This is a genomic window from Shewanella sp. DC2-4 (assembly GCF_013248875.1).
GTDB lineage: Bacteria > Pseudomonadota > Gammaproteobacteria > Enterobacterales > Shewanellaceae > Shewanella > Shewanella oncorhynchi.
Map to the genome: position 1 here is coordinate 662,321 of NZ_JABRVR010000002.1, position 22,975 is coordinate 685,295.

18 protein-coding genes and 1 tRNA gene are annotated in these 22,975 nt (G+C 45.8%); 11 read left to right on the plus strand and 8 right to left on the minus strand.

All coding sequences use genetic code 11. The annotated features are described in order from the left end of the window. Positions 1–35 precede the first annotated feature (35 nt). Positions 36–767 carry an RluA family pseudouridine synthase gene (locus HQQ92_RS03520; protein ID WP_173243179.1) on the plus strand — a complete coding sequence of 244 codons (732 nt, stop codon included), beginning with the start codon at positions 36–38 and terminating at the stop codon, positions 765–767. 73 nt (positions 768–840) lie between these two features. On the opposite strand, the gene HQQ92_RS03525 is transcribed toward HQQ92_RS03520, so the two are convergent. From HQQ92_RS03525 to HQQ92_RS03540, 4 genes are all read right to left on the minus strand, one after another. Continuing rightward, positions 841–1,614, minus strand: a complete 774-nt coding sequence (locus tag HQQ92_RS03525) for an ABC transporter substrate-binding protein (RefSeq protein ID WP_173243181.1) — start codon at positions 1,612–1,614, stop codon at positions 841–843. 216 nt (positions 1,615–1,830) lie between these two features. Further along, positions 1,831–2,919, minus strand: a complete 1,089-nt coding sequence (locus HQQ92_RS03530; RefSeq protein WP_173243184.1) for a methyl-accepting chemotaxis protein — start codon at positions 2,917–2,919, stop codon at positions 1,831–1,833. A 251-nt stretch (positions 2,920–3,170) separates the two neighbouring features. After that, entirely contained in the window at positions 3,171–4,544 is a 1,374-nt protein-coding gene (gene mgtE, locus HQQ92_RS03535) for a magnesium transporter (RefSeq protein WP_173243187.1), read from the minus strand. Positions 4,545–4,563: 19 nt separating this feature from the next. Beyond that, complete coding sequence (locus HQQ92_RS03540; RefSeq protein ID WP_173243190.1) at positions 4,564–5,271, minus strand: hypothetical protein; 708 nt, start codon at positions 5,269–5,271, stop codon at positions 4,564–4,566. A gap of 766 nt (positions 5,272–6,037) precedes the next feature. Between HQQ92_RS03540 and HQQ92_RS03545 the strand changes: the two genes are divergently transcribed. Together HQQ92_RS03545 and HQQ92_RS03550 are read left to right on the plus strand one after the other, a co-directional pair. Then, positions 6,038–7,243: an endonuclease/exonuclease/phosphatase family protein gene (locus HQQ92_RS03545; protein ID WP_028761508.1), complete on the plus strand. Its 1,206-nt coding sequence runs from the start codon at positions 6,038–6,040 to the stop codon at positions 7,241–7,243. A 280-nt stretch (positions 7,244–7,523) separates the two neighbouring features. Then, entirely contained in the window at positions 7,524–8,714 is a 1,191-nt protein-coding gene (locus HQQ92_RS03550) for a class I SAM-dependent rRNA methyltransferase (protein WP_011788387.1), read from the plus strand. Between the two features lie 181 nt (positions 8,715–8,895). Here the strand turns inward: HQQ92_RS03550 and rpiA are convergent, their stop codons facing one another. Further along, positions 8,896–9,558: a ribose-5-phosphate isomerase RpiA gene (rpiA, locus tag HQQ92_RS03555; RefSeq protein ID WP_028761507.1), complete on the minus strand. Its 663-nt coding sequence runs from the start codon at positions 9,556–9,558 to the stop codon at positions 8,896–8,898. A 239-nt stretch (positions 9,559–9,797) separates the two neighbouring features. Here rpiA and HQQ92_RS03560 point away from each other — a divergent pair, with 239 nt between their 5' ends. From HQQ92_RS03560 to HQQ92_RS03575, 4 genes are read left to right on the plus strand one after another with little or no spacing between them, the layout of a single operon-like run. Beyond that, positions 9,798–10,730 (plus strand): DUF808 domain-containing protein, encoded by a 933-nt coding sequence (locus HQQ92_RS03560; protein WP_105251669.1) that lies wholly within the window; start codon positions 9,798–9,800, stop codon positions 10,728–10,730. A 35-nt stretch (positions 10,731–10,765) separates the two neighbouring features. Then, complete coding sequence (locus HQQ92_RS03565; RefSeq protein ID WP_173243194.1) at positions 10,766–11,698, plus strand: 3'-5' exonuclease; 933 nt, start codon at positions 10,766–10,768, stop codon at positions 11,696–11,698. Then, the gene (locus HQQ92_RS03570) at positions 11,695–11,853 is read left to right on the plus strand and encodes a hypothetical protein (RefSeq protein WP_173243196.1); all 159 of its coding nucleotides are present in this window, start codon (positions 11,695–11,697) and stop codon (positions 11,851–11,853) included. The genes HQQ92_RS03565 and HQQ92_RS03570 overlap by 4 nt, the downstream gene beginning before the upstream one ends. A gap of 40 nt (positions 11,854–11,893) precedes the next feature. Beyond that, positions 11,894–12,838, plus strand: a complete 945-nt coding sequence (locus HQQ92_RS03575) for a hypothetical protein (protein ID WP_173243199.1) — start codon at positions 11,894–11,896, stop codon at positions 12,836–12,838. A 105-nt stretch (positions 12,839–12,943) separates the two neighbouring features. On the opposite strand, the gene HQQ92_RS03580 is transcribed toward HQQ92_RS03575, so the two are convergent. Then, positions 12,944–13,282, minus strand: coding sequence for a PBPRA1643 family SWIM/SEC-C metal-binding motif protein (locus HQQ92_RS03580; RefSeq protein ID WP_028761503.1), 339 nt, complete (start codon positions 13,280–13,282; stop codon positions 12,944–12,946). Between the two features lie 381 nt (positions 13,283–13,663). Between HQQ92_RS03580 and HQQ92_RS03585 the strand changes: the two genes are divergently transcribed. The 3 genes from HQQ92_RS03585 to HQQ92_RS03595 all read left to right on the plus strand — a co-directional run bounded on the left by HQQ92_RS03585 (position 13,664) and on the right by HQQ92_RS03595 (position 17,016). Next, a tRNA-Trp gene (locus HQQ92_RS03585) sits at positions 13,664–13,740 on the plus strand. A gap of 671 nt (positions 13,741–14,411) precedes the next feature. After that, a complete protein-coding gene (locus HQQ92_RS03590) occupies positions 14,412–15,623 on the plus strand; it encodes an NnrS family protein (protein ID WP_106651390.1) in 1,212 nt (403 codons plus the stop codon). Further along, positions 15,607–17,016: an ammonia-forming cytochrome c nitrite reductase subunit c552 gene (locus HQQ92_RS03595; protein ID WP_173248566.1), complete on the plus strand. Its 1,410-nt coding sequence runs from the start codon at positions 15,607–15,609 to the stop codon at positions 17,014–17,016. The genes HQQ92_RS03590 and HQQ92_RS03595 overlap by 17 nt, the downstream gene beginning before the upstream one ends. 286 nt (positions 17,017–17,302) lie before the next feature. On the opposite strand, the gene HQQ92_RS03600 is transcribed toward HQQ92_RS03595, so the two are convergent. Continuing rightward, positions 17,303–18,880: an ABC transporter ATP-binding protein gene (locus tag HQQ92_RS03600; protein WP_173243202.1), complete on the minus strand. Its 1,578-nt coding sequence runs from the start codon at positions 18,878–18,880 to the stop codon at positions 17,303–17,305. Then, entirely contained in the window at positions 18,877–20,478 is a 1,602-nt protein-coding gene (locus HQQ92_RS03605; protein ID WP_173243205.1) for an ABC transporter ATP-binding protein, read from the minus strand. Before HQQ92_RS03605 ends, HQQ92_RS03600 begins: the two co-directional genes overlap by 4 nt. A 319-nt stretch (positions 20,479–20,797) precedes the next feature. Here HQQ92_RS03605 and HQQ92_RS03610 point away from each other — a divergent pair, with 319 nt between their 5' ends. After that, positions 20,798–22,915, plus strand: coding sequence for a TonB-dependent receptor (locus HQQ92_RS03610; protein WP_173243208.1), 2,118 nt, complete (start codon positions 20,798–20,800; stop codon positions 22,913–22,915). Positions 22,916–22,975 lie beyond the last annotated feature (60 nt).

Sequence of the window (22,975 nt, forward strand, 5' to 3'; positions counted from 1 at the left end):
CATTTTATCTTCTACTTATGTTGCCTGAGAAAATTATGTCAGCGCCAGCCGATAGCCTTGCCAAAGTCGATACTTTTATTGCGCCGCCTTGCCTCGGGCAAATACGCGTGCTTTATCAAGATAACGATATTCTACTGATTGATAAGCCGAGCGGATTATTGAGTTTGTCGGGGAAGAATCCGCTGAATCTCGACTCAGTGCATTATCGTTTAGTGCAGGATTTTCCGACGGCCACTTTGTTGCACAGACTCGATTTTGGCACTTCGGGCATCATGCTGGTGGCGCTGAATAAAAGCGTGAATGGTTTGCTGACCAAGCAGTTTCAGGCGCGCACGGTTGAAAAGCGTTATACCGCCTTGCTCCACGGGCATTTAGCCGCTGACAGCGGGGTGATTAATCTGCCGATTGCTAAAGATAGTGACTATTTCCCGCTACAAAAGATTTGCCATAGCACAGGCAAAGTTGCGATCAGTGAATATCAGGTGCTGGAACGATTAACCGAACCTTTCGCCACGCGGGTCGAATTTATCCCTGTTTCTGGCCGAACCCATCAACTGCGGATCCACAGTCAGCAATTGGGTCACTCAATACTGGGGTGCGATCTCTACGGCGGCGTGGGTGAGTGCGTGACTGATAAGGCTGATGCAGATGAAGCTGATATCACTAATACGACGAGCAGCAGATTAATGCTGCATGCGACCTGCTTAGCGTTTAATCATCCTATCACGGGTGAGCGTATTGACTGGGTTTGTGAGTGTCCTTTCTAAGTGCTTTCTTAAGAGTCATAAAACTCAGCATTCAGCACTCATCACTTAGCACGTAGAATTTAGAGCAATGGGTTTAGTTGCTAAACCCGATACGTTCGGTTTGCATGGGCGGCGCATCGTTGGGGAGCCAAGTACGGTAAATCGTTGCGAAGGTGCCATCTGCTTTTATCGCTTCTAGGCTGTTTTTCCACTGTTCGATCACATCATTGGGCGTGCCTTGTGAGAAGGCAATGTAAAGATGATTAGCACTAATCGTGAAGAGCGACTCTACATCATCAATGCTCGCGCCCGCATCCGACAGAATACTCGGCGCGGTGAGATTGGCATTACACCAAAGATCGACACGTTGCTTCATCAATTGTTTGGCACTCAATAAGGGCTCGGATGAGGCCGCAACATTCGTAAATCCCAGTTCGAGCAATAGGCGTTCTTCCACCGAGGCACGATAGACACCAATTGCCTTAGCCGTCTTTGCATCATTTATAGTGGTTATTTTTATACCGCTATTTTTTAAGGCATAAAAATTAGTCGTGCCGACAGCAACAGGCCCAATCATAGTAAACATTTGCTCCCTTTCTGCTGTGCGCGTCATAGTAAACAACACAGTATTAGGTTGCTCGGTCAGCATTTTCCAGCCGCGAGCCCAAGGTACGACCTTGATTGGATCTGGGTTGTTTATGCGCTTTTGAATTTCTTGTACTACCTGTACAGCTAAACCATCGGGTTTGCCATTGACAGAAAAGCTGATTGGTGACCATTCTTCGGTATAGATGTTGAGCGGCTGCGCGCGAAGAGAAACTGCGCTGCTAAGGGTGAGTGATAACAATAAACTTGTGACTAATTTCATTAATAACCCTAAAAATTAGAATGTTATAATTGAGTCTCACTGCTTGCTCTTGAAACGATTAAAGATGAAGGCTGTGTTTAAATCAAGTATAGCTAGGGGTTCATTTTCTAAGATTAAATTTACTATACCGTTTTGAACGATAAAAAAAGAGCGCGAGTATGGCGCTCTTAGGTAGGCTTATTTATGGGTGATAGCTTATCTTTCTGTGCCTATATATCACGCTCGATATACATCTCGCATAAGGTTATCAATGCAATGCACAACACGCATACTGGCGTCTTCCATTGAGTGCAGTTGTTTGACCATCTCAGGCAAATTACCTTTTTGTCTCGCATTGAGCGCCGCTTTTCCTGCCTCGTGTACCGCTTTATGTGGTGCATCTAATGCTTTGAAGTTACTTAAATGCTGATAATTCTCGGCACCAAATCCTTTGAAATACCATTGCCCTAGGCGGCACTCAGTGTGTGAGTTCACATTGTGGTTATGCTGTGGTTTTTCAATTAATTGATAAACACTACTTTTCCAGACTGCGTGATCGAGCTTAGTGGTATTCAAGAATGACGCTGTGGCTGCGTTATGGATAACGTGCTGCATTTGTTTTGAGCGTTGCAGGACATCTTCAACGACTTGGCCAATTTGGGTTGATGAGGTGGCTACATCGACGGCACTACTTTGATTATTATGAACAATTTCTTTAATCTCAGCCGCTTGCGCGACGATTTGTTTCACGAGCTTTTCAATATGGCTACTGGCTTCATGGGCTTTGCTTGCAAGTTGGCGCACTTCATCGGCCACCACGGCAAACCCTCGTCCTGCTTCGCCTGCACGGGCGGCTTCAATGGCGGCGTTCAATGCCAGCAAGTTTGTTTGTTCTGAAATTCCTTGAATTGCCGCAACAAATTGATTGATTGAAGAGGTTGTAGCATCGAGTTCTGTGACAGCTTTCATGCTGTTCGATGCTTGATCATTAATATAAGTCGCTCTAGTGCCTAAATTGGCAATGGCCACACGGGTTTGATCAAAAACTTGATTGAGTTCAGACAGTGATTCTTTTTCCGCAGAGAGTAATTCGGCACTGCTGGCTAAGCCTTCGCGCACGGCATTAAGCATATCTCCGCCTTGGTTTTGGCAGGCGATCACTTCAGTGTAGTGGTCTGCATTTTGGCGCGACTGTTGCTGCATGGTCTCATTTTCACGGATCATGCCACGCAGTTCATCTATTTCATTTTGGTGTTGGCGTTCTAGTTGGATGAGTCGCTCTTTAAGCGCCTGATTTTCAGCTTTGAGCTGGGAATTAAACCACATATAAAACCTCTCAAGTCGCTAGGACTATCACTATTGCTTATCGACTTACTGTGACTGGGCTCAGCGGTAAATACTGCAATGTTAATAAAAAGTAAAACGATTCAGGTATGGAAATATTAACTGATCTTTAAGCTTTATTCTTAATTTTTTTAAGGTTATTGAAGCTTTTATGCGTTGTCATAAATGGGTTAGCACTATCGAATGATAAGTGAACCACGCTAAGGTTAACTTAGCTTGGTTCACTTTGAGGCCTATGGCATAGGTAAGTCGAGCACCACAGTGGCTATGCTGAAATACACGAGTACACCTATGATATCGGCGATGGAGGTGATGAGTGGCGCACTCGCGGCTGCAGGGTCCATCTTTAACTTGCTCAGTAAGAAAGGCAGAGACATACCAATCAAGCTGCCAATAATCACCACAATTTGCATTGTGAGTGCCACAACCAGCGCGATTTCAGGTCCGCCGCGCCAAAATCCTAGCAAGGACACTGCCGCTGCCATGCTGGCTCCTAATAATCCGGCGACAAATAACTCGCGCCCTAGCATAGATAACCAATCCTTGAGAACCACTTCCCCTGTGGCTAAGCCGCGTACCATTAAGGTCGACGATTGTGAGCCCGCATTGCCGCCGCTATCTATCAGCAGAGGTAGGAAGAAGACTAAAGAGACATAACTGGCAATGGTGTCTTCGAAGAAGGCGATCCCCGCTCCCGAGAAAATATTACCAAAAACCAAGATTACCAGCCAAACCACGCGCTTGCGGTAAAGTAAGCCTATGCTGGCAGTTTTAAGGTTATGGTCAATATTGCCGATGGCCGCAGTTTTTGTGAACTCAAGATCCGCCTGTGAGCTGGCGATATCCATAGCATCATCATAGGTGACGATACCGACGAGCTGGCCTTTGCCATTGACTACTGGCAGCGCCATTAAGTCGTAATGGGCGATCATCTGCACCGCTTCTTCGCGAAAGGCATTGGCATCGAGCGCGACGGGGTCGGGTTTCATAAAGTCGACCACTCGCTCGTGCGGCTGCGCCAGCAATAACTGCCTTAATGATACAGTTCCTATTAAGCGGCCTAACATATCCACCACATAGGTTTGATAAATCGTTTCTTTATCAGCCGCTTCAGTACGCAGAGTATCGATGGCTTCTGCCGCAGTATGGCGGCTATTCAGTAATGTGTAATCCGAGGTCATGACCGCGCCGACTTTAGCTTTATCATAGGCGGCGAGGGTGCGCATATCTTCCCGTTTGGCCAATGCTAGCGCAGGTAAAATCGCCGCTTGCTGGGTTTCATCGAGCAGATTATAGAGGTCGGCACGTTCATCTGCAGCCATGTGAACCAGCAGCGCAGATAGCGTAGTTTTATCTAATTGCTGTACTAAGCTGGCTTGCAATTCATCGGTCAGATAGCGAAACAAATTGGCGCAAACCTTAGGTGAGGCCAGTTGCAATAATAGGACTTGTTGAGCTTGATTAAAGACGTTAAATACGGCTGCAATATCGGCAGGGTGGCGTTTTTCGGCTAATTCAGCCATGGCGCTGGCACTGCGTTGCTCGATAATCATTTGCAGGTTATGGATGATTTTTTTAGTGTTGTTTGTGCTGTTATTCATGTTCATAGTTCATTCTCTCAACGATCTAGTGACCAAAGTAAAAGGTGATGTCTGCGCCAAGTTGCAGCGCGTTGCCACGAAGGGCATTGCCTAAGCTCAATTCCAGCTGTAGCTGTTGTTGCGGCGAGTGTTGATAAGCAAACTGATAGGTAGTCTCGCTCAATTCTTTTTGATAAATCTCGGCTATCACGCGATGGTGACTACTGAGTTCATACGCCGCCGCGATACCCACAAGCAATTGGGTTGATTGATTAAACTCATGGGTAAAACCTAAATTGGCATAGAGACTGACATCAGAATCGCCTAAGGTTTTACCAAAAATGCCGAAGACTTCGGTGGCTAATTCGTTACTGGCATCGAGGTTTTTCTGCAAGTTGATTACCAGTGCGCTGTGCCAATCATCCTGTTGCTGCTCTGGATCTGAGTGGGAGTTTACGTTGAGCGGTAGCTTAATGCCGACTTCTGCTTGCTCCTCACGAATATCGTCATTGGCATTGGACGCTAATCCTAAATGCCATTCCCATTGATTGCGGCTGCAAGTCGTGGCCGCGTTTAATTGTGGGCGAGCATGATCCGACCTAGGTTGTTGCCAGCCCATTTCTAATTCACAGCGCTCCGCGAGGGCGGGATCATCTACTTCGAGATGGGATGCCGCCGCACTCATGCTGTAGTACAAGCTGATACTTGCACAGGATAAAGATCGCAAAATTGATGTGTTGTTTATGTAAGCCATATTTAGGCTCCTCAGATGTAAACCCATAGATGTAAATCCATAGGGAAAACGAAGTCCACTGAGGCAAAAAACTTGCTTTGAGATGCAATAAATACACATAACCGAACCCCAGCAAAATGCTGGAATTGCTAAAGCGTAGCCATAGGCTCAGGCTTATTGTCTGTGATTGATATTTTGGGGGAGGCTGAGTGAAGAATGGTTCACACTACTACCCTGCTTAGCAGGTAGCAGCAAATATTGCGGGCTAGTGCTAGGCGTTAAATCCTGTCTTTTGGACAGGGCATCTACTGTCGCTTATGTGTGTGCCCACAGTGGGTCTCCGCAATGATTAAAGTCGCCACATTCTAAGGGACTGAAATGTAAAGTCAACCGCACATGTTATTACATATGTTTTTGTTTGAATTTACACTTTAAGTAAAAGTTAATTTTATGACCATTCTTGGGCTTGCGTGATTTTGTTGGGAGTGCTGATGGTTTTGTGTACTAATCATTGTTGTGTGATTGTTTGTTTTTTTTGCGGGTAGCGGTTGATTTTTGTTGTCGGATTTAACTGTGATATTGAATTGTGGTTTTTAACGGTATGACTTATCTCAGTAAGCTGTATTTGAGTCGCCAGAGATGAGTTAACACTTTATCCATAATAGGGGATTTGGCATTAGCGCACTTCGGGTATACCCTTGTCGTGCCTGCGGTGAGTCATTGTGCTCACTCAGATTAAGTCAGATTAAGAGAGTTTGCTGTATTCAGATTTTGGGGGTATTAAGCTGTGGCACACAATATCGATGAGTTGGAATCAATGGCTGCACCTATCGATCATAAGTGCACCGCGAATATCAAGATCGCCAGTATCAATCTGTTTAACTTTATTGAGCCGCCTTTGGCTTACTATGATTTTGAAAATATCTATAGCCATGGGCAATGGCAGAAAAAGTGTCAGTGGTTGAGTGAGTTTCTCGCACATCGCCAGCCCGATATTGTGGGATTTCAAGAAGTGTTTAGCCCTGAACCGCTCAAACGAATCGCTCGCGAGCAAGGTCTAGGGTATTTTGCGGTCGTTGATGAGCCAACTCTTATCAGTGATTACATTTATCGCAGCCCTGTGGTCGCGCTTGCCTCCCGGTATCCCATAGTGGAAATCAGCAGTGTCGAACCTGATACGCGTTTAGTGGCAGCCATGGGATTATCGAGTGAATTTGCCTTTAGCCGTAAGGTGCTGCGCGCAACCGTTGAAGTGCCACATATCGGCAAGTGTGACTATTATGTGGTGCACTTTAAGTCAAAACGCGCCGGATTAGCACTTGAACCTAAGCTATTTGAACATCAGTCCCTTGAACATCAACCTCTCGAACATCAGCCACTTAGTTTAGATAATTTAGCGCCCGCAGCGAGCATGAAACTGCATTCAGAAACCCAATTACTCACGGAGCAAGCCTTAGGTCGCTGGGCATCTACCATGCAGCGCGGCGCGGAAGCTGCGTTATTATTCAATGGCATATTGGTACGCAGGCAAGAATCTAAACATCCCGTTATCGTGATGGGGGACTTTAATGACAGTCTGACAATGGGCGCCTTAGATGCGTTAATGATACAGGGCGAGAGTATCCACAGTAATGACATTAAAGCCGCTGGCCTTGGGCATTTATCGGATGCGGCGTTAGCGGCGGTGTTTGCTCAGTATCAACTTAAGGATGCCTATGAGTTATTTATTGAAGCGAACTTGAGGGACAGTTTGACGGGTAATACCGCTTACCATAGGGAACACAGAGCGGCGACCCATTACTATGGCCCTAAAGGTTCAGTGCTGGATTATATTTTGCTTTCGAGTGAGTTTGATGCGAGCCATGGCCGCAGTTTAGCGCAAGTCGTAGATTATCAGACCTGCGATAGACACTTAATCAGACCTGAATATGAACGCGACGCCTACAGTACTGACCATGCGCCCGTCATTGTTGAGTTAGCGCTACGTAGCTAAGTTCTCGTGTTTACTGATTAATTCGTCTTATTTCAAATCATGTCAGTTGTCTTTACGGTTTTGTTAGCGTTGTTTCATTAACCATTCCAACATCATTTCGCATGAATATCATTCAGAATTAACCGTTAAAATAAGGTATGATCGGCCACCCGTGGATGATGGTAAATAAGCCCTGCGGCGTGTTCGGTACTCGCACTTAGGTGGCATTGGGTATATCATCCGTTTCCCATTTTTAGACAGCAGCCCTTTTTTAGTGGCGGCCCTATTTTTAAAGGCAACTATGGCTATCAGAATCAAACTTAAACCCGGCCGCGAGAAGTCACTCGAGCGTCGCCATCCTTGGGTATTTTCCAATGCTATTCATAACATTAAGGGAAAACCTGAAGCGGGTGAGACAGTCGATGTGGTCGCGCATGATGGTCATTGGTTAGGTCGTGGTGCTTGGTCGCCTGAGTCGCAAATTCAAGTGCGGATTTGGACTTTTGATCGCGAAGAGGAAATTGATCGCGCGTTTTTTGCCAGACGTTTACAGCGGGCGCAAATCGGCCGTAACGATCTAATCCGCGAGCAAGGCTTAACGGGTTACCGTTTAGTGGCTGCTGAGTCCGATGGTTTACCTGGGATCACCATCGACAGATATGCCAATGTGCTGGTGTGCCAGTTACTGAGCACAGGTGCTGATTTATGGCGCGATACCTTAGTTGAGCTATTGGCTGAGCAATATCCAGATTGTGCTATCTATGAGCGTTCCGATGTGGATTCCCGTAAGAAAGAAGGCCTGCTGCCTGTTACCGGTTTACTGCATGGCACTCTGCCAGAAATGCCAGTGATTATCGAAGAAAACGGCATCAAGATCGCCGTCGATGTGATTAAAGGCCATAAGACAGGCTTCTATCTCGATCAGCGTGATAACCGCGCCATTGCCGCCCGTTTTGTCAAAGATAAATCGGTATTGAACTGTTTTTGTTACACGGGGACTTTTGGTCTGTACGCTGCGAAAGCAGGCGCTGCCAGTATTGAAAACGTCGATGTGTCTTCTCTCGCCTTGGCGACAGCGCGTCTCAATATGCAAGTGAACGGTTTGAGTGATGACAATGTGCATTACAACGAAGCCGATGTGTTCAAGTTGCTGCGCCAGTACCGTGATGAAGGCAAAACCTTTGATGTGATTGTGCTCGACCCGCCTAAGTTTGCCGATAACAAGGCACAGTTAAACGGGGCTTGCCGTGGTTATAAAGACATCAATATGATTGCATTGCAGTTGTTGAATCCGGGTGGCGTGTTATTGACCTTCTCTTGCTCAGGATTAATGCCTGCGGATCTGTTCCAAAAAATCGTGGCCGATGCTGCGCTCGATGCGAAACGTGAAATCCAGTTTATCGAACGCTTAAGCCAAGCGAGCGATCACCCTATCGGTAGCGCCTTCCCAGAAGGATTCTACTTAAAAGGTCTAGTCGCCAGAGCTTGGTAAGCCAAGAGCTTGATATAGGCTGTCTGCGATGGGCAGCTGAGTCAGATAACATTGAACCCTAAAAAGAACCATAAAAAATGCCAGCCCTTTGAAAAAAGTGGCTGGCATTTTTACAGCGTATTTTGACAGTGTTTTTTACATCTGCAGCCGTGTGACTGGGATGTGAGTGTTAACGCTTAACTTATTTGGCGGTAAAGGTTTTTACGCCATCAGGGGTGCCAACGAGTAACACATCCGCACCGCGTTTGGCAAACAGACCGTTAGTCACTACACCGACTATCTCATTGATCTGACTTTCTAATTCTTTTGGATTAAGGATCTTAAGATTGTACACATCGAGGATCACGTTGCCGTTATCGGTCACAACGCCTTCACGGTACACAGGATCGCCGCCAAGTTTAACGAGTTGACGCGCCACATAAGAGCGTGCCATCGGAATTACTTCTACGGGTAGTGGAAATTCGCCTAGTATGTCGACTTGCTTAGTGTTATCCACGATACAGATAAACTTCTCAGCCACTGCCGCGACAATTTTCTCGCGAGTTAATGCCGCGCCGCCACCTTTAATCATATCCATACGGTCGTTGATTTCATCGGCTCCGTCCACATAGACAGATAAACGATCGACGCTGTTTAAGTCATAAACGGGAATACCCAGCGCTTTCATTTTCTGAGTTGATGCTTCAGAGCTAGAGACTGCGCCTTCGATATCGGCTTTCATGGTCGCCAGTGCATCGATAAAGTGATTCACAGTCGAACCCGTACCAACACCAACAATGCTGTCTTTTTCAACGTACTTAAGTGCGGCCCAACCGGCAGCTTTTTTCATTTCATCTTGAGTCATGTTGACATCCTGTAACGGCAAATGAGTAAAAAATTCTGGGCTTAGTATACTCTTTTCCTATAAATAATGTGGCGCAATTCCACCGTGGGTGTGATCTAGATTGCTGGCATTTTCACATTAGCAACCAGTCCCAATAACGTAAGTAACTTAAGCAGTTAAGTTGGAAAGCATTTCGCTATACGCAACTAATCTAACTAAGTTACTATGGCAAAAGCAGAATGATTTATTGAGGATTTAGCATGGCAGGCGCGAGTTTATTAACCTTACTCGACGATATCGCATCGATTTTGGATGACGTAGCGGTAATGAGTAAAGTAGCGGCAAAGAAAACCGCGGGTGTACTGGGGGATGATTTAGCCCTCAATGCCCAGCAAGTGACGGGCGTAAGCGCCGATCGTGAATTACCCGTAGTGTGGGCGGTGGCTAAGGGATCATTCCGTAATAAGTTGATTTTAGTGCCAGCAGCAATGCTTATCAGCGCTTTTATTCCCTGGGCTGTCACCCCTTTATTAATGTTTGGTGGACTGTTTTTATGTTACGAAGGGTTTGAAAAACTGCATCACAGCTATAGCCATAGAAAAGGCCAGCAACAACACGAAACCCAAGTAGAGAATGAGTTACCTGAGATTAAAGATTTCGCCGCCTACGAGGCCGAAAAAGTCAAAGGGGCGATTCGTACCGACTTTGTGTTATCGGCGGAAATTATTGCCATTACCCTTGGTATCGTGGCGGACAAATCCCTATCAACACAGTTTTTTACGTTAGCTGTCATTGGGATAGTCATGACCATAGGCGTGTATGGCTTAGTGGCGGCAATTGTGAAAATGGATGATGCGGGTTTGTACTTGAGTCAACGTGAAGGCGCCTCTGTATTAACTCAAATGAACCGTAAATTAGGTTTTGGTTTATTGAGCGCAGCTCCCGTATTAATGAAAAGTTTAACGATTATTGGCACGGCAGCCATGTTTATGGTGGGCGGTGGGATTTTAACTCATGGCCTACACCTAGTCGGCGAGCAAATCCACCATGCTGAACAAGCGGTTGCTGCCATTGGTGTTGTTGGACCTGTGTTTGCTGTGCTGACGCCAAGTATTCTTAATGGCTTATTTGGTGTCGTTGCTGGCGCTGTTGCACTTATTGCGATGACAGGAATACAGAAATTGCGTAGTTAACTAGCTGCGCGCATCAACCATCAAGGATGAGCACGATGAAGTTAATGAAGTACTGTGTCTCCCCGAGTAAGTTGGCTTGGTTACGTAAAGAGTTTGGCAAAGATGCCGATGGGTTAATGGCGGCAATGGATGCTGCTGGCACGGCTTATCTTGATAACCTCAATGCCTCGACTGAGCCGCTGAAAAGTGAGCGGGTATCGGCCGAGGCTGAAAATGCGATTAAAGCTAAAACTCAACTTCAAGCGCAGCGTCAGTGGGTATATTTGTGGCTGCAGCAACGTATCGCTTTGACTACACGTATTGATGATATTGAACTTGCAGCGTTAGCAGCTTTTGAATTTCAACATGTCCGCATCGAGGTAGTTGAGCCGTCGGAGTTCGATGCGGTTGTCGCGCGATTACAGGTTGAGCAAGTCTTAGGTTTTGATACTGAAACCCGTGCAAGCTTTGAGCGCGGCGTGCAACACCCCTTGAGTCTTATCCAAATCGCGACAGCGAATACCTGTTATTTATTTCAGCATGCCATTCTGGGAGAGCAATTTATCCAGTTAAAAGCCTTATTAGAAGATGAAACCATACTCAAAGTCGGGGTTGGTTTACGCAGTGATGCACACGCTCTCAGGCGGCAATGGGGCATTAATGTCGCCTCAACATTAGATTTAAATTGGGCACTGGCTCAACTTGGAGCGGAGAAGGAAATGGGGACGCGCCAATTAGTTGCGGCGCTTTTGGGTGCTCGTATCGACAAACCTAAAAAAGTCACCTTATCAAATTGGCAGCACGTGCCTTTATCCAGTGCGCAAATTCATTATGCCGCAGCCGATGCCTTGGCCGCACTCAAATGCTTCAACGCGTTAATCACTCAACTGACACCCTTTTATCATGCATCGAGTGCCGCAAAAGCCGCATTATTAATTCCTTCAAGTTTGATAGTGCCCTTGGCGAAATATTTTAAGGATGCAGAATGAAACACAAAACCCAAGATGCTGCAAAAGTTAAAATCATGCCATTACATTCGGATGTGAGCTCGCAAGGCACCAGTACTTTAGGTTTGATTTATCGCGTACTTGGCATCTTGCTTCTGTTAAGTGTTATCACTTTTGGGATTAATGCTTGGGCATAGATAGCGGTATTGCCAGCAGTCGAAAATAAAGGAGAACACTATGTTAGATGCTATTTGTGAACTCGAAACAGAGGATCATTTAATTGCGAGAACGACTTATAGTGTTTTTAAGTTTCAACAATTACCCGATGAGGATATCGAGCGTTTGCGGCAATGGTTAATTTGCCCCGCCTGCGGTGGTAAAGCATATTTCCGTAAAGCCTCAAAAGACGGTAAAGCCGCTTGTTTTGGCTCGCGATATCACCAAGCTGATTGCATTGAATTTAAACCTTCGGCACAAAAATCCCGTGAGGAGCAAGATGCCATTGAAGTGCAGCAACAGCTGGTGGATGCCGATGCGTTAATGATCGATTTTAGCCGTAAACCTCGTCGCCATACGCCTGCAAACAAAGTTTCGACAACACAGGCATTAAGCGGCAAGACTGAGCCAACGCCTAAATTGTCCTCTATGCCTGAGTCATCGAAAGCGTCTGTTGCATCGTCAGTGGATGATCGAATACAAGAGTCGAAAACAGGCTACCAAGTTAACACCGCTGAACATACCACTGAAAAACGAGTGCCTAGCCAAGGGCTCGAAAAGTTACTCCACAGTTTATTGCGCGGTACAGATTTAGCAAAATCGGATCTCTGGGTATACACAGACGCTGAGCGAAAATACCGTTGGCGGGCGAAGAACCTGTTTGTTAATTTTGCCGATGCGGACCCAAGCGATAATAAACCCCACATGTATTGGGGCACGATATCCCACACTGACCCGACGATGAGTTGGCTTAACCCCGCCGACAGCAAAGATATCGGCATTCCTATCGATGGGATAAAGCAACCATTATTAGCGCAATTTGAAATAGAAGATAAACGCTGCTTTGAAGGTGCGGGTTTGATTTTATTTGGTAAATGTTTTTGGAATAAAGAAAAGACCCGCAAAATTATTCAGCTATGGAATAACGATTTGCAGCGGATTTTTATCTCAAAGTTGGAAGATTAATTGGCTTTGGGGAGAGAAACTAAAAAGAGGGGAGAAAAGGGGCGATTCCCGACGCACAAAAGCGTTACAGCAAAAGTCCCTATCTATATACGCTGATGAAAGCGCTTACTTGCCGCAGCACTTCTTGAATTTTTGACCGCTACCACAAACGCAAGGCTCGTTACGATTCGGTTTTTTCTCGAAAGTCGTGGTCTTAGGCTTATTTAATAAACCTTCTAATTCAACAATATCTTCAGCGACGTCGGCATTGACTTCGATATTGGCGAACAGCTGGTGTTCGGCAACAATCGCGGCAACTTCGAGTTTACGCGCTTCGTCGGCAACAATTAATTGTAATGGTAATGCTTCTGTACCCGGTTTAGCGGCACGCTTAGTGTTGTAGCCATAGCTTTCGTGCTTCGGCTTAGGGGTTTTACGACCCTTGAAGAAAAATTTGTCAGACATGAGTGGTTCCGTCGAGCTGTGTATGAAATTGACGATGCTTATACTATAAAACGCCGATTTTATAAATCGAACTCAGATCTTTTTTCGATAAATGCGCGTCTTTAACCCTTAAGCACCTCAAAATGGCCGAAACGGCACACTTATTCGACGTCATCAAACTGATTTGTTGTGGGATCATTTAGTCGAGTTACTATTAACCTATGGGCTCTAAACTAAGTATCTACTACGTCATTAAGCTAATATGCGATGGCTTTTTAATCTCAGTGGCAGTTAAATCAACAGCAATAGCCTAACTTGTTTGAAAAACCTTCAGTTAATGAGTTTTGCCATAAAAAGTACTTTACCTTTGGAAGTGCTTTTAGCATAATGCCCCACGTCAACAGGGGTGTAGTTCCAATTGGTAGAACAGCGGTCTCCAAAACCGATGGTTGCGGGTTCGAGTCCTGCCACCCCTGCCAAATAAAACAACGGCTTGCATAGAAATATGCGAGCCGTTTTATTTTGTGTTGAATAAAGCGTAAAAAATGATTTTGCTTGGATTGAATAACTTGCCATTTTTTAACGCTACCAATTGCTGGTACTATTTCCATTTTTCTGTCGTAACCCTCCACATAACTGCGGTAGTAGGCTCATTTGCTGTCAATGCTTGTTCATCAAATAGGTTGTTGGCGAAGTCACTAATCCGCCAGTTTTTAGCTTGATAATCGATGCTAAAGCGAGTTACCACATAATCATCTGCAACTGTTATCGCCGTTATAAATTGAGCTGCCTGTGCTATCAAAGTCTTGGCTGTGTTCGAAATAAGATAGGCCAATCAGAGCCACGGTTATTTAAATCAAAACGGTATTTCTCCCATCTAAAATTTACCAATGTGTGACTGTTTGTGCCGTTACCTGTGTAAAAGTTTGCATTGAACCTTTGTCCGTCATGAACCCGCAGTACATTGATTAAGCCTATTAGCCGTCAGAAATGGTTATTCCACGACACTTTATTTTTTGTTCATCTTTGGGAGCTTAGTTCCAAAATCTAAGATTTAGTTTGAATTGAAGGTCATAACAGTACAATATAAGGACCATATTGAATGCATCTTAAGTGTGTTCATCATCGTTCTGCAACTCGGCTAACAACTATGCTAAATATTGATGATCCTACACAAACCGAACGTACTCACGCGTTATGGCGCTTAGGCTTTAGACCTTTTTTCCTTGGGGGAGCCATATTAGCTGCGCTATATATCCCTTTGTGGCTATTAACTTGGTTTACTCCCCAATATAGCTTTTTCCCTTCATCCTTTTGGAGCAAGATACTGCCGCTATGGTGGCATCCACATGAAATGCTGTTCGGTTTCGCTATGGCAATTGTGTGTGGATTTTTGCTGACTGCCGTTCAAAATTGGACCAACCAACCCACATTAAAGGGATGGCCACTCGCATTGACCTTTAGCTGCTGGCTATTGGCACGATTATTACTCTTACTCCCAATGCAAGTTCCGCTCATTTTGCCCGCCGTGTTTGATTCATTGTTCCTTGGTATGGCAAGCCTTACCCTATGGCGCTGTATTTATAAGGTGAAGCAATGGCGCAATATTGGTTTTCCGATCATGTTGTTTGCCGCACTCGTGATTAACAATGTCAGCTATTACGCCCTTTTTGAGCGCGACTTTATTCTTGCCAACCAGATCTGGCAGGCGATGTTATGGTGGTTAGCCTTACTTATCACCATAGTCGGTGGGCGTGTGATTCCATTTTTTACCGCGATGCGCATTAAGGCCACTAAAGCAGATCCCTTAACTTGGATTGAATACCCGCTGATCCTGACGATGATCTTGCTCGTCATTCAATCACTCATCCACCTTATACCTCTGGAAGTCGAGCGAGGCTTACTGCTCATTGCGGGGCTCTTGCAGCTGGTCCGATTTGCACGCTGGTTACCCCATAAAACACTGAAAGAACCTATGCTGTGGTCCTTGCATCTTGCCTATTTAATGTTGCCACTTAGCCTGTTAGCCATGAGTTGGTATCTCGATAATGAATATGCCTATCGCAGTTTGCTTCACCTATTTGCTATTGGTTGTATGGCTACCCTGTGTCTTTCGATGATCTCCAGAGTGTCACTCGGGCACACAAGTCGAAATATTTATGAGGGCCCGAAAATGATCTTGGCATTTATCTGCCTACCATTAGCGGCACTGCTCAGGGCATTAATGCCCATCTGGTTTCCGGCCCACACCCAAGTCTGGTTATGGTTGGCTGGCAGTTGCTGGTTTATCGCATTTGCACTGTTTGTATGGCATTACTTGCCGATACTTTCTCGCCCCCGTATCGATGGGCGCCCAGGTTAATATTGATGTTAGGACAAAAGGATACAAAGTGAAAACTTATTTTAAAACAGTCACATTGCTAGAAATGATTTGCTTGCTCGCCATAACTACATGTACATCTGTAGCGGCTTCCGATACTAGCAATCAACAAAAATATCCTAACCAATATCAATCTTGGCAAGCCACCTCTGAACAGGTCGAGCGTGAGGATATGCTCGCCAATTATCCCGCCAGCATCATACTCTGGGCAGGATCTTCCTATGCCAAGGAGTACCATAGCCCACGTGGGCACCATTTTGCCGTTGCCGATGTGACGCATACTTTACGTACAGGTGTCCCCCCGAAAGCAGGAGAGAAAGGATTATCCGCCAGTTGTTGGACCTGTAAGACACCGGATGCCCCTAGATTGATTGAACAACTGGGATTTGAAGGATACTCCGCTAAAAACTTTACCGATCTGGGCAAAGAGATCCAAAGCGTAGTGTATTGCAGTGATTGCCATGAATCTGGCACTAATAAGTTAACTTTACCTCGCCCCCATGCCCAAGAGGCTATGGCTAAAATTCACCTGCCATTCGATAAACAAGATACCGATATGCAAGGTGCGCAGGTATGTGGTCAGTGTCATGTCACTTACTATTTCCGTCCGGAAAAAAGTAATGTTGTTAATATTCCCTGGATTTTTGGCAGCACAGCCGACGATATTGAAAAATATTATGACACTCGCCGCTTCTTCGAATGGATCCATCCTCTTTCGAAAACGCCCATACTCAAAGCACGTCATCCTGAGTTTGAACACTGGAGTCGCAGTAAACATGCCGAAGTCGGTGTCACTTGCATTACCTGCCATATGCCTACCCAGCAGGATGCAAAAGGTGTTGAATTTACTAGTCATAAAGTTGATAAAGCCTTACCGCATTTTGATAACAGTTGCAGTGGCTGCCATAGCAGTAAAACCAAAATTGAAACCAAGCTCGCGGCCAATAAATTAACGATTGAGACCAAAGCCCGCGAAGTTGAAGCTCTGCTCGTCAAGGCCCACTATGAAGCCAAAGCGGCATGGGATGCAGGTGCTAAATGGGAGAATATGAATGAGCCAATTATGGCGATACGACACAGTCAGTGGCGCTGGGACTTTGCCATGTCTTCACATGGTTTGTATGCACATAATCCACAAGAAGGTAAACAGCTTTTAGATAAAGCCATCGAACAAGCGAACGAAGCACGTCATCTGCTCGCTGGAATATTGAAGCAACTTAACGTGACTCAAGTTAGTTATCCAGATATCAGTACTAAGGAAAAGGTCCATCAAGCGATAGGGTTAGTTGAATCGGATTTAATCAAAGAAAAACAAAAGTTTATTGAAGAGGATGTTAATAAAAACTGGCACCCTGTCGCAAAATATGGTTACTAGTTTATTAACGGGTAGCTGATAATTTGAGGGATTTTAAAGCTCAAAAGCGAGAGGAAGTTCGAGTATTTATGCTTTGATTCAGTGAGCGTTATGCCAACAAGGCTTGGTCGGTTCTACAGCGATGCTCATCTTCCTTTGCACGAGCAATAACTGCAGTCGAAATGATTCATGTCATTTCGGCTGCAGTACATAACTCATTGATATGTTGGTCAGTAACGACAAATTAATCACTATAATCTGTGTAAGACATCTGTAATTCAGTTTTTTAATGCGTAGAAAGCCGATCCTACTTTGAGGCAACTGATTGATGAAATTCTATTATCTTGGTTGGCTGCCAAAGTGATTGGTTTCGGTGCGAAACTAAAACCAGTGTACAACTCTGTTCACAAATAGCCTTGGCTACACGCTTTTCTGTCTCTTCATCCAATGCCGAGGTGGCCTCATCCATTATCAGAATCGGTGCATTTTTGATAAGCGCGCGTGCTAAGGCAAGCCTTTGGCGTTCCCCTCCCGATAACCCTGCGCCTTGCAGGCCGACTTCTTGGTAAATGCCCAGTTCTGATCTGTCTAATACTTCATCTAGCGCCACTTGGCGTGCCGCTTTATCTACGGCTTGATCGTCGGCATCAGGGTTACCAATGCGAATATTACTGGCAATGGTACCTGTAAAGATGAGTGGATCCTGCGGCACATAGGCGAAAAAGCGGGCAAGTTCAGCAGCAGGGATTGACGTGAGTGGCACCTTGCCCAAAGTGATCAGGCCTAGGGTGGGATCATCAAAGCGCATCAATAACTTAAGTAAGCTGGTTTTACCTGAACCGCTCGGGCCACAAATCAGCACGCGTTCACCTGGCTCGATAGTGGCATTGATATTTTGCACCGCAGAAGGAAATGTTACGTTATTCAGTTCGATTGTATGATTGTTCGGTGTCTTTTGTTGCGCTTGGCTTGGCTCTTTGAGCGTTGGCGCATGAGTCGCTTGTCGATAGTGTTTAATAGCCGCTAGCTGATCATTAATGCTTATTGCCGCCACGGCGAGAGTCTCAAGTGGCGCCGCCGCGCGCATGGTCAACATCAAAACAGCGAGCAGCATTATCGTATTGTTTATACCGGATAGCACCAGGTAGAGTGCCATGCCTGCAATAGGTAAAAAGCTGGCGATAGCCGACAGTAATGTTGCTATAGCAGCGGCGCGATTAGTTCGTTCCAGTGCGATTTCTTGTGTTTGCCAGCTTTGCTCCAACCGTGTTGTTGCGCCGCTATAACCTGCTGCTGTGCGCAGTAACTCTAGGTGGTCGATCAGTTCAAGGGTTGACTGATCTGCTGCCAATTCAGTGTTGTTTCGGTCCATATCTGCGCGGGCAAGGGCTCGTTGCGCCATACACTGAATCACAAATGACACGAGCAACAAGTTCGCCAACATCAGTACCAGTGGCATGCCACCGATCAATCCTATGCCAAAGGTAATGCAGAGCGGAATAAGCGGTGCATGAATAAATACCTGAAATTGATGTGCCGGAATACTCATAAAGCCAGGAATACTCCGAGAGACAGTTTCTATGAGTAGTGTCCTGACACTCGGTGTAAACCAAGAGAGTTTAGCTTGTTGCATGGTCGTGCCTAATGCACTGTAGAGCGCATTGGCGAGCCTTGCGCCAGCCCAAAAACCTGAACGCGAAGCCAGTATTGTGGTGAGTATGGTTATTGCGGCAATCGATAGCAGTTTTTGCGGCGATTGCTGCTGAGTAATGGCTAAAGCCAGTTGAATGTAGCATGCCGCTTCCAATATGGCCGCCACAGCCCAACCGCAGGCAACAGGTATTAAGTGTTTTATGGCTGCGTAATCTTGGGGACGATTTATCATTGGCTTTCTCCTTCCCTGTGATGATGCTTGAGTGCGAGCTTGTCATCCGCCAACTCGGCAAGCGTTAAGTCATGGGTGACCATCACAATCGTTTTGTGGTTTGTTTTTGCGTGATGGCGTAGCGCTGTGAACACGTTAAACGCCGTTTCGCTGTCTAGGGCCGATGTGGGTTCATCAAGCAATATCACCCTAGCGGGTGAAAGAAACACACGGGCAAGATTAACGCGTTGTATTTCACCGCCAGACAGTGTGCTTGCATGAGTATTTAAGGGTTTATCCAATTGCGCGCAGTGTAATGCTGCTAAGTAATCGTCATCCGTGGCATAAGGTGCGGTGAGCGCGAGATTGTCGGCGATGGAGGTTGCCAGTAGTCCCGCACTTTGCGGTAATAGCATGATCGCGCGATTAATCGAGGCTTCATCCATCTCTTTGAGTACCATACCAGCGAGTCGAATATCTCCGGCATGTAGCGGCTCCATGCCAGCTAATAAGCGCAGTAATGTGGATTTACCAACACCACTGATCCCTGTAACTGCTGTCACTCTGCCAGATCTAAATTGATAGTTAATGGGCACAGATTGATTGCTTGTAGACAGTGAAGGCACAACATTCGTGAGGGTGAGCGGCATAGGTGTATTAAGCTCAATATTGCCGCTACCAACAGGGACTCTCGACTGCTCAAGAAAATCCGTTAGCCGCTGAGCGGCAGCGCGGCCCGTGGCGAGATAATCAAGCCCATGCCCGAGCTTTAGGGCTGGCGTGACTATGGCCAGACTGAAGAACAAGGCTGCAGCAAGGTTTTCTGGGGGCCATTCATACCCGATGGCATAGACAATGGCAAAAGTACAAACTGCCTGCAGTAGTGACGTGGCCACGGCGACTGAAGTTGATACCTTGCTTACCCGCTCAAGAATATCCCTAATAAAATGTGTCGTTGCCTTTTGGTAATCGGCCATAGCACCAGTTTGTGCGCCATAAATGCGAAATACAGGCGCACCACGGGCGTAGTCATCTACTGCTGCAGTGATATTTCCCATCACATTGACTCGTGCTTCCCCCTGTTTTGCAGCAAGCCTTGGGATCACCACCAAATAGAAAAGTGCGGCGACTAGACCTGGGATAAGGGCAAGTAATGCCACTAAGCCCGCACTTAAGATCAGCAAACCAATAGTGATGGCAGGGACAATGATAAAGGTCGCTAGCTCAGAGGGTAAATGCGCGATCATATGATGCAATGACGCTATGTCATCGACCATTAATCGCTTTAACTTTTCGCCCTTATATTTTGCCAAGGTGCTTGGTGGCAACCTAACAAGATGCGCTGCAACATGACGCCTTAATCTTCCAGAAAATTGCGCCTCAGCATTGTGGTTAACCCAAGATGCGCCAGCTGATAGCAACGCTGACACGACCCCAAATATGAGCGCCCCCGCTAACCATAGCGAATGATGGCCTGCAATAAGTTGAATCATGCACCAGAGTGCACCTAGTGTCGTCACGCCAGCACCTGCCGCTAGCAGCATTCCGAAAGTGAGTGCGGGAATCGCCGGACGTAGGGCGAAGGCTAATGTTGAAGTGGGACTGAAAAGTCGCTGCATTTTAATGTTCACCTAAAAAATCGAAGTGGAACAGGCTGGGCTTCGGTCTGGAAAGTGTGATTAACACAAGGCCAATGAAGCGATGAAGTCTTGATATTGCAGAGTAAAAAATAGTCTGAGTGCCAGAGTTTATGGGCAAATGAACATCCACGAGCCAAATTCCTTGTTTCATAAAAATTGAACCGCCATGAGATGGCGACCATATTAAGCGGTCATTTTTATTTATCAACACAGTGTTGATAAATGTTTTGAACGGCGATAATATAATTGATAACTATTCTCATTGGCAACAAATCTTTCGTATAAGGAGTTATTACACATGCCCCGATTTGGTAAGTTTTACCCACAATCAAAGTGGGTTATCGGTTCTCTTGCGCTGGGGCTTAGCGCTATTTCAGGCTCAACTATTGCTGACAGTGGAACTGCTCCAGATAAGCAATCCAAGCAACAAGATGCAGCGGGAAATATTGAAGTCATCACAGTTTACGGTCAGAAAATCGAGCGCACGCTGAAAGAAACTGCGAGTTCAGTGACGGTCATCACTGAAGAACAGTTGAGGAAAAATGCCGACCAATCAACGATTTCTGAAATTCTCGGCGGTACGCCAAACTTAATTTATGCCGGAAATACCGATGCGCCCATTATCCGCGGTACGGATACCAAAGGGCCTGTTGCAGCGGGTAATGCCTATTTATCTAAGCCTGTACCCGGGGCAACTATCAGTGTTGATGGTAAATATCTGAGCCCCGCAGAACTGGATTTAGGTGCCGCTGGCGTGTGGGATGTGTCGTCTATTGAAGTTTACCGTGGTCCGCAAACGACCAGTCAAGGAGCCAACAGTATTGCTGGCGCTGTAGTGATCCATACCCATAATCCCACTTATACGCCAGAATTTGCAGCGCAAGCACTTTATGGCAGTCGGGATAAGAAGCGCTTTTCGGTCATGGCGTCCGGTGCGCTAAGTAATGACTTTGCCGCAAGAATTAGCGCAGATTACAGCGCTAGAGATACTTTTGTTGATTACGTTAACCCCGATTTTACTGCCCATGATTTAGATTTTGAGTTTAAAAACCAAAATCTACGGGCGAAGTTGTTATGGGAACCCGAAAAATACAGCAACTTTTCCGCCATGCTGACTTATTCCTCCACTGAGGCTAAACGTCCCAGAAACGAGGTGGTATCAGAACCCTATGATGACTTAGAAAATCGTTCAATTTTTCAGGATAATCAAGAAGTCAGCAATCATGTTGGAATTTTTGATCTTGAATATGTGTTCGACAATGGGATGAAGTTGCATAACCAACTGCAGTATTCAGAAGGGCAGTTTGATTATCGGTTCGCAGCACCTTATCAAGGGATCGCAAAACGAGATAATGAAAACTTTTCGAATGATATAAGGCTGAACTTTGGTGACAAAAGTTCAGAATTTAGTGGGGTTGCCGGTGTCTTCTACTGGGATGATAAAACCAACAACAAGCTGAACAACGTATTTGGTAATGCCGACGCCGACCTGAGACATACCAGTTTTGCCCCCTACGGTGAAGTCATATGGCGCTTCTCACCCAAGTGGGCATTCACCAGCGCACTCCGTTATCAGTCTGATGAAATTAGCCACGATGGTATTGCCAGCTACATCCCAGGTGTGCGCCATCAATATGAAGAAACGTTTACGGCGTTATTACCTAAGGTTGCCCTGTCCTATGATCTGACAGATAACGTCTTAGTCGGCGCGATGATCAGTGAAGGTAACATTCCTGGGGGCACAGGCATTAACTTTCGCGGCGGCGAATATTATACATTCGATGCCGAATCGGCATGGAACTATGAACTTTTTACCCGTATCGATCTGCTTGAACAGCGCTTAATCATAAATAGCAATCTCTTTTACACCCGCTTTAAGGATTCACAACGTTCTGTTACTGACTACCTCGATGGACGTCCCTTTGGTTCTGTCATTATTAATGCCGATGAGGCGCAAAGCTATGGGATTGAATTAGATTGGAACTTTAAAGTGGTCGATAGTTTTAGCCTATATGGTGGGCTGGGTTTACTTGAAACTGAGATAAGTGAATTTAATGACTACCGTGGCGAGGAGTTTGTCGGCAACGAGTTTAGTAAAGCGCCGGGATATATGTTTAATATAGGGTTTGACTATTCAATCACAGACACTATCAAACTGAGCGGTGATGTGCGCCATACGGATGGATACTTTTCAACGGATACCAATGAGCCAGAGTTAAGAGTGGGATCTTACACTACGGTAAACCTGAATTCTTCCTATCAAATCAACCAATATTTTGAAGCCTTTGTTTATGCACGCAATTTGCTGGATGAACGTGCACCCGTGGCAAAAATGGCTGACAGAAGTACCGGAGGCGTGGATGCATATTTACTTGAACCTCGAGAAATAGGTGTAGGCGTTAGGGCGAAGTTTTAGCGGCTAGCTTCTACCCGCGGTATTGGCTATTGCCATGCAGCGGGTAGCAAGAGCGGTTAG

What these genes read in the sequence shown, in the direction of transcription:
- HQQ92_RS03520 (WP_173243179.1), top strand. Translation starts at nt 36, where the DNA reads ATGTCAGCGCCAGCCGATAGCCTTGCCAAAGTCGATACTTTTATTGCG.
- HQQ92_RS03525 (WP_173243181.1), bottom strand. Translation starts at nt 1,614, where the DNA reads ATGAAATTAGTCACAAGTTTATTGTTATCACTCACCCTTAGCAGCGCA.
- HQQ92_RS03530 (WP_173243184.1), bottom strand. Translation starts at nt 2,919, where the DNA reads ATGTGGTTTAATTCCCAGCTCAAAGCTGAAAATCAGGCGCTTAAAGAG.
- mgtE (WP_173243187.1), bottom strand. Translation starts at nt 4,544, where the DNA reads ATGAACATGAATAACAGCACAAACAACACTAAAAAAATCATCCATAAC.
- HQQ92_RS03540 (WP_173243190.1), bottom strand. Translation starts at nt 5,271, where the DNA reads ATGGCTTACATAAACAACACATCAATTTTGCGATCTTTATCCTGTGCA.
- HQQ92_RS03550 (WP_011788387.1), top strand. Translation starts at nt 7,524, where the DNA reads ATGGCTATCAGAATCAAACTTAAACCCGGCCGCGAGAAGTCACTCGAG.
- rpiA (WP_028761507.1), bottom strand. Translation starts at nt 9,558, where the DNA reads ATGACTCAAGATGAAATGAAAAAAGCTGCCGGTTGGGCCGCACTTAAG.
- HQQ92_RS03560 (WP_105251669.1), top strand. Translation starts at nt 9,798, where the DNA reads ATGGCAGGCGCGAGTTTATTAACCTTACTCGACGATATCGCATCGATT.
- HQQ92_RS03565 (WP_173243194.1), top strand. Translation starts at nt 10,766, where the DNA reads ATGAAGTTAATGAAGTACTGTGTCTCCCCGAGTAAGTTGGCTTGGTTA.
- HQQ92_RS03570 (WP_173243196.1), top strand. Translation starts at nt 11,695, where the DNA reads ATGAAACACAAAACCCAAGATGCTGCAAAAGTTAAAATCATGCCATTA.
- HQQ92_RS03575 (WP_173243199.1), top strand. Translation starts at nt 11,894, where the DNA reads ATGTTAGATGCTATTTGTGAACTCGAAACAGAGGATCATTTAATTGCG.
- HQQ92_RS03580 (WP_028761503.1), bottom strand. Translation starts at nt 13,282, where the DNA reads ATGTCTGACAAATTTTTCTTCAAGGGTCGTAAAACCCCTAAGCCGAAG.
- HQQ92_RS03590 (WP_106651390.1), top strand. Translation starts at nt 14,412, where the DNA reads ATGCTAAATATTGATGATCCTACACAAACCGAACGTACTCACGCGTTA.
- HQQ92_RS03595 (WP_173248566.1), top strand. Translation starts at nt 15,607, where the DNA reads ATGGGCGCCCAGGTTAATATTGATGTTAGGACAAAAGGATACAAAGTG.
- HQQ92_RS03600 (WP_173243202.1), bottom strand. Translation starts at nt 18,880, where the DNA reads ATGATAAATCGTCCCCAAGATTACGCAGCCATAAAACACTTAATACCT.
- HQQ92_RS03605 (WP_173243205.1), bottom strand. Translation starts at nt 20,478, where the DNA reads ATGCAGCGACTTTTCAGTCCCACTTCAACATTAGCCTTCGCCCTACGT.
- HQQ92_RS03610 (WP_173243208.1), top strand. Translation starts at nt 20,798, where the DNA reads ATGCCCCGATTTGGTAAGTTTTACCCACAATCAAAGTGGGTTATCGGT.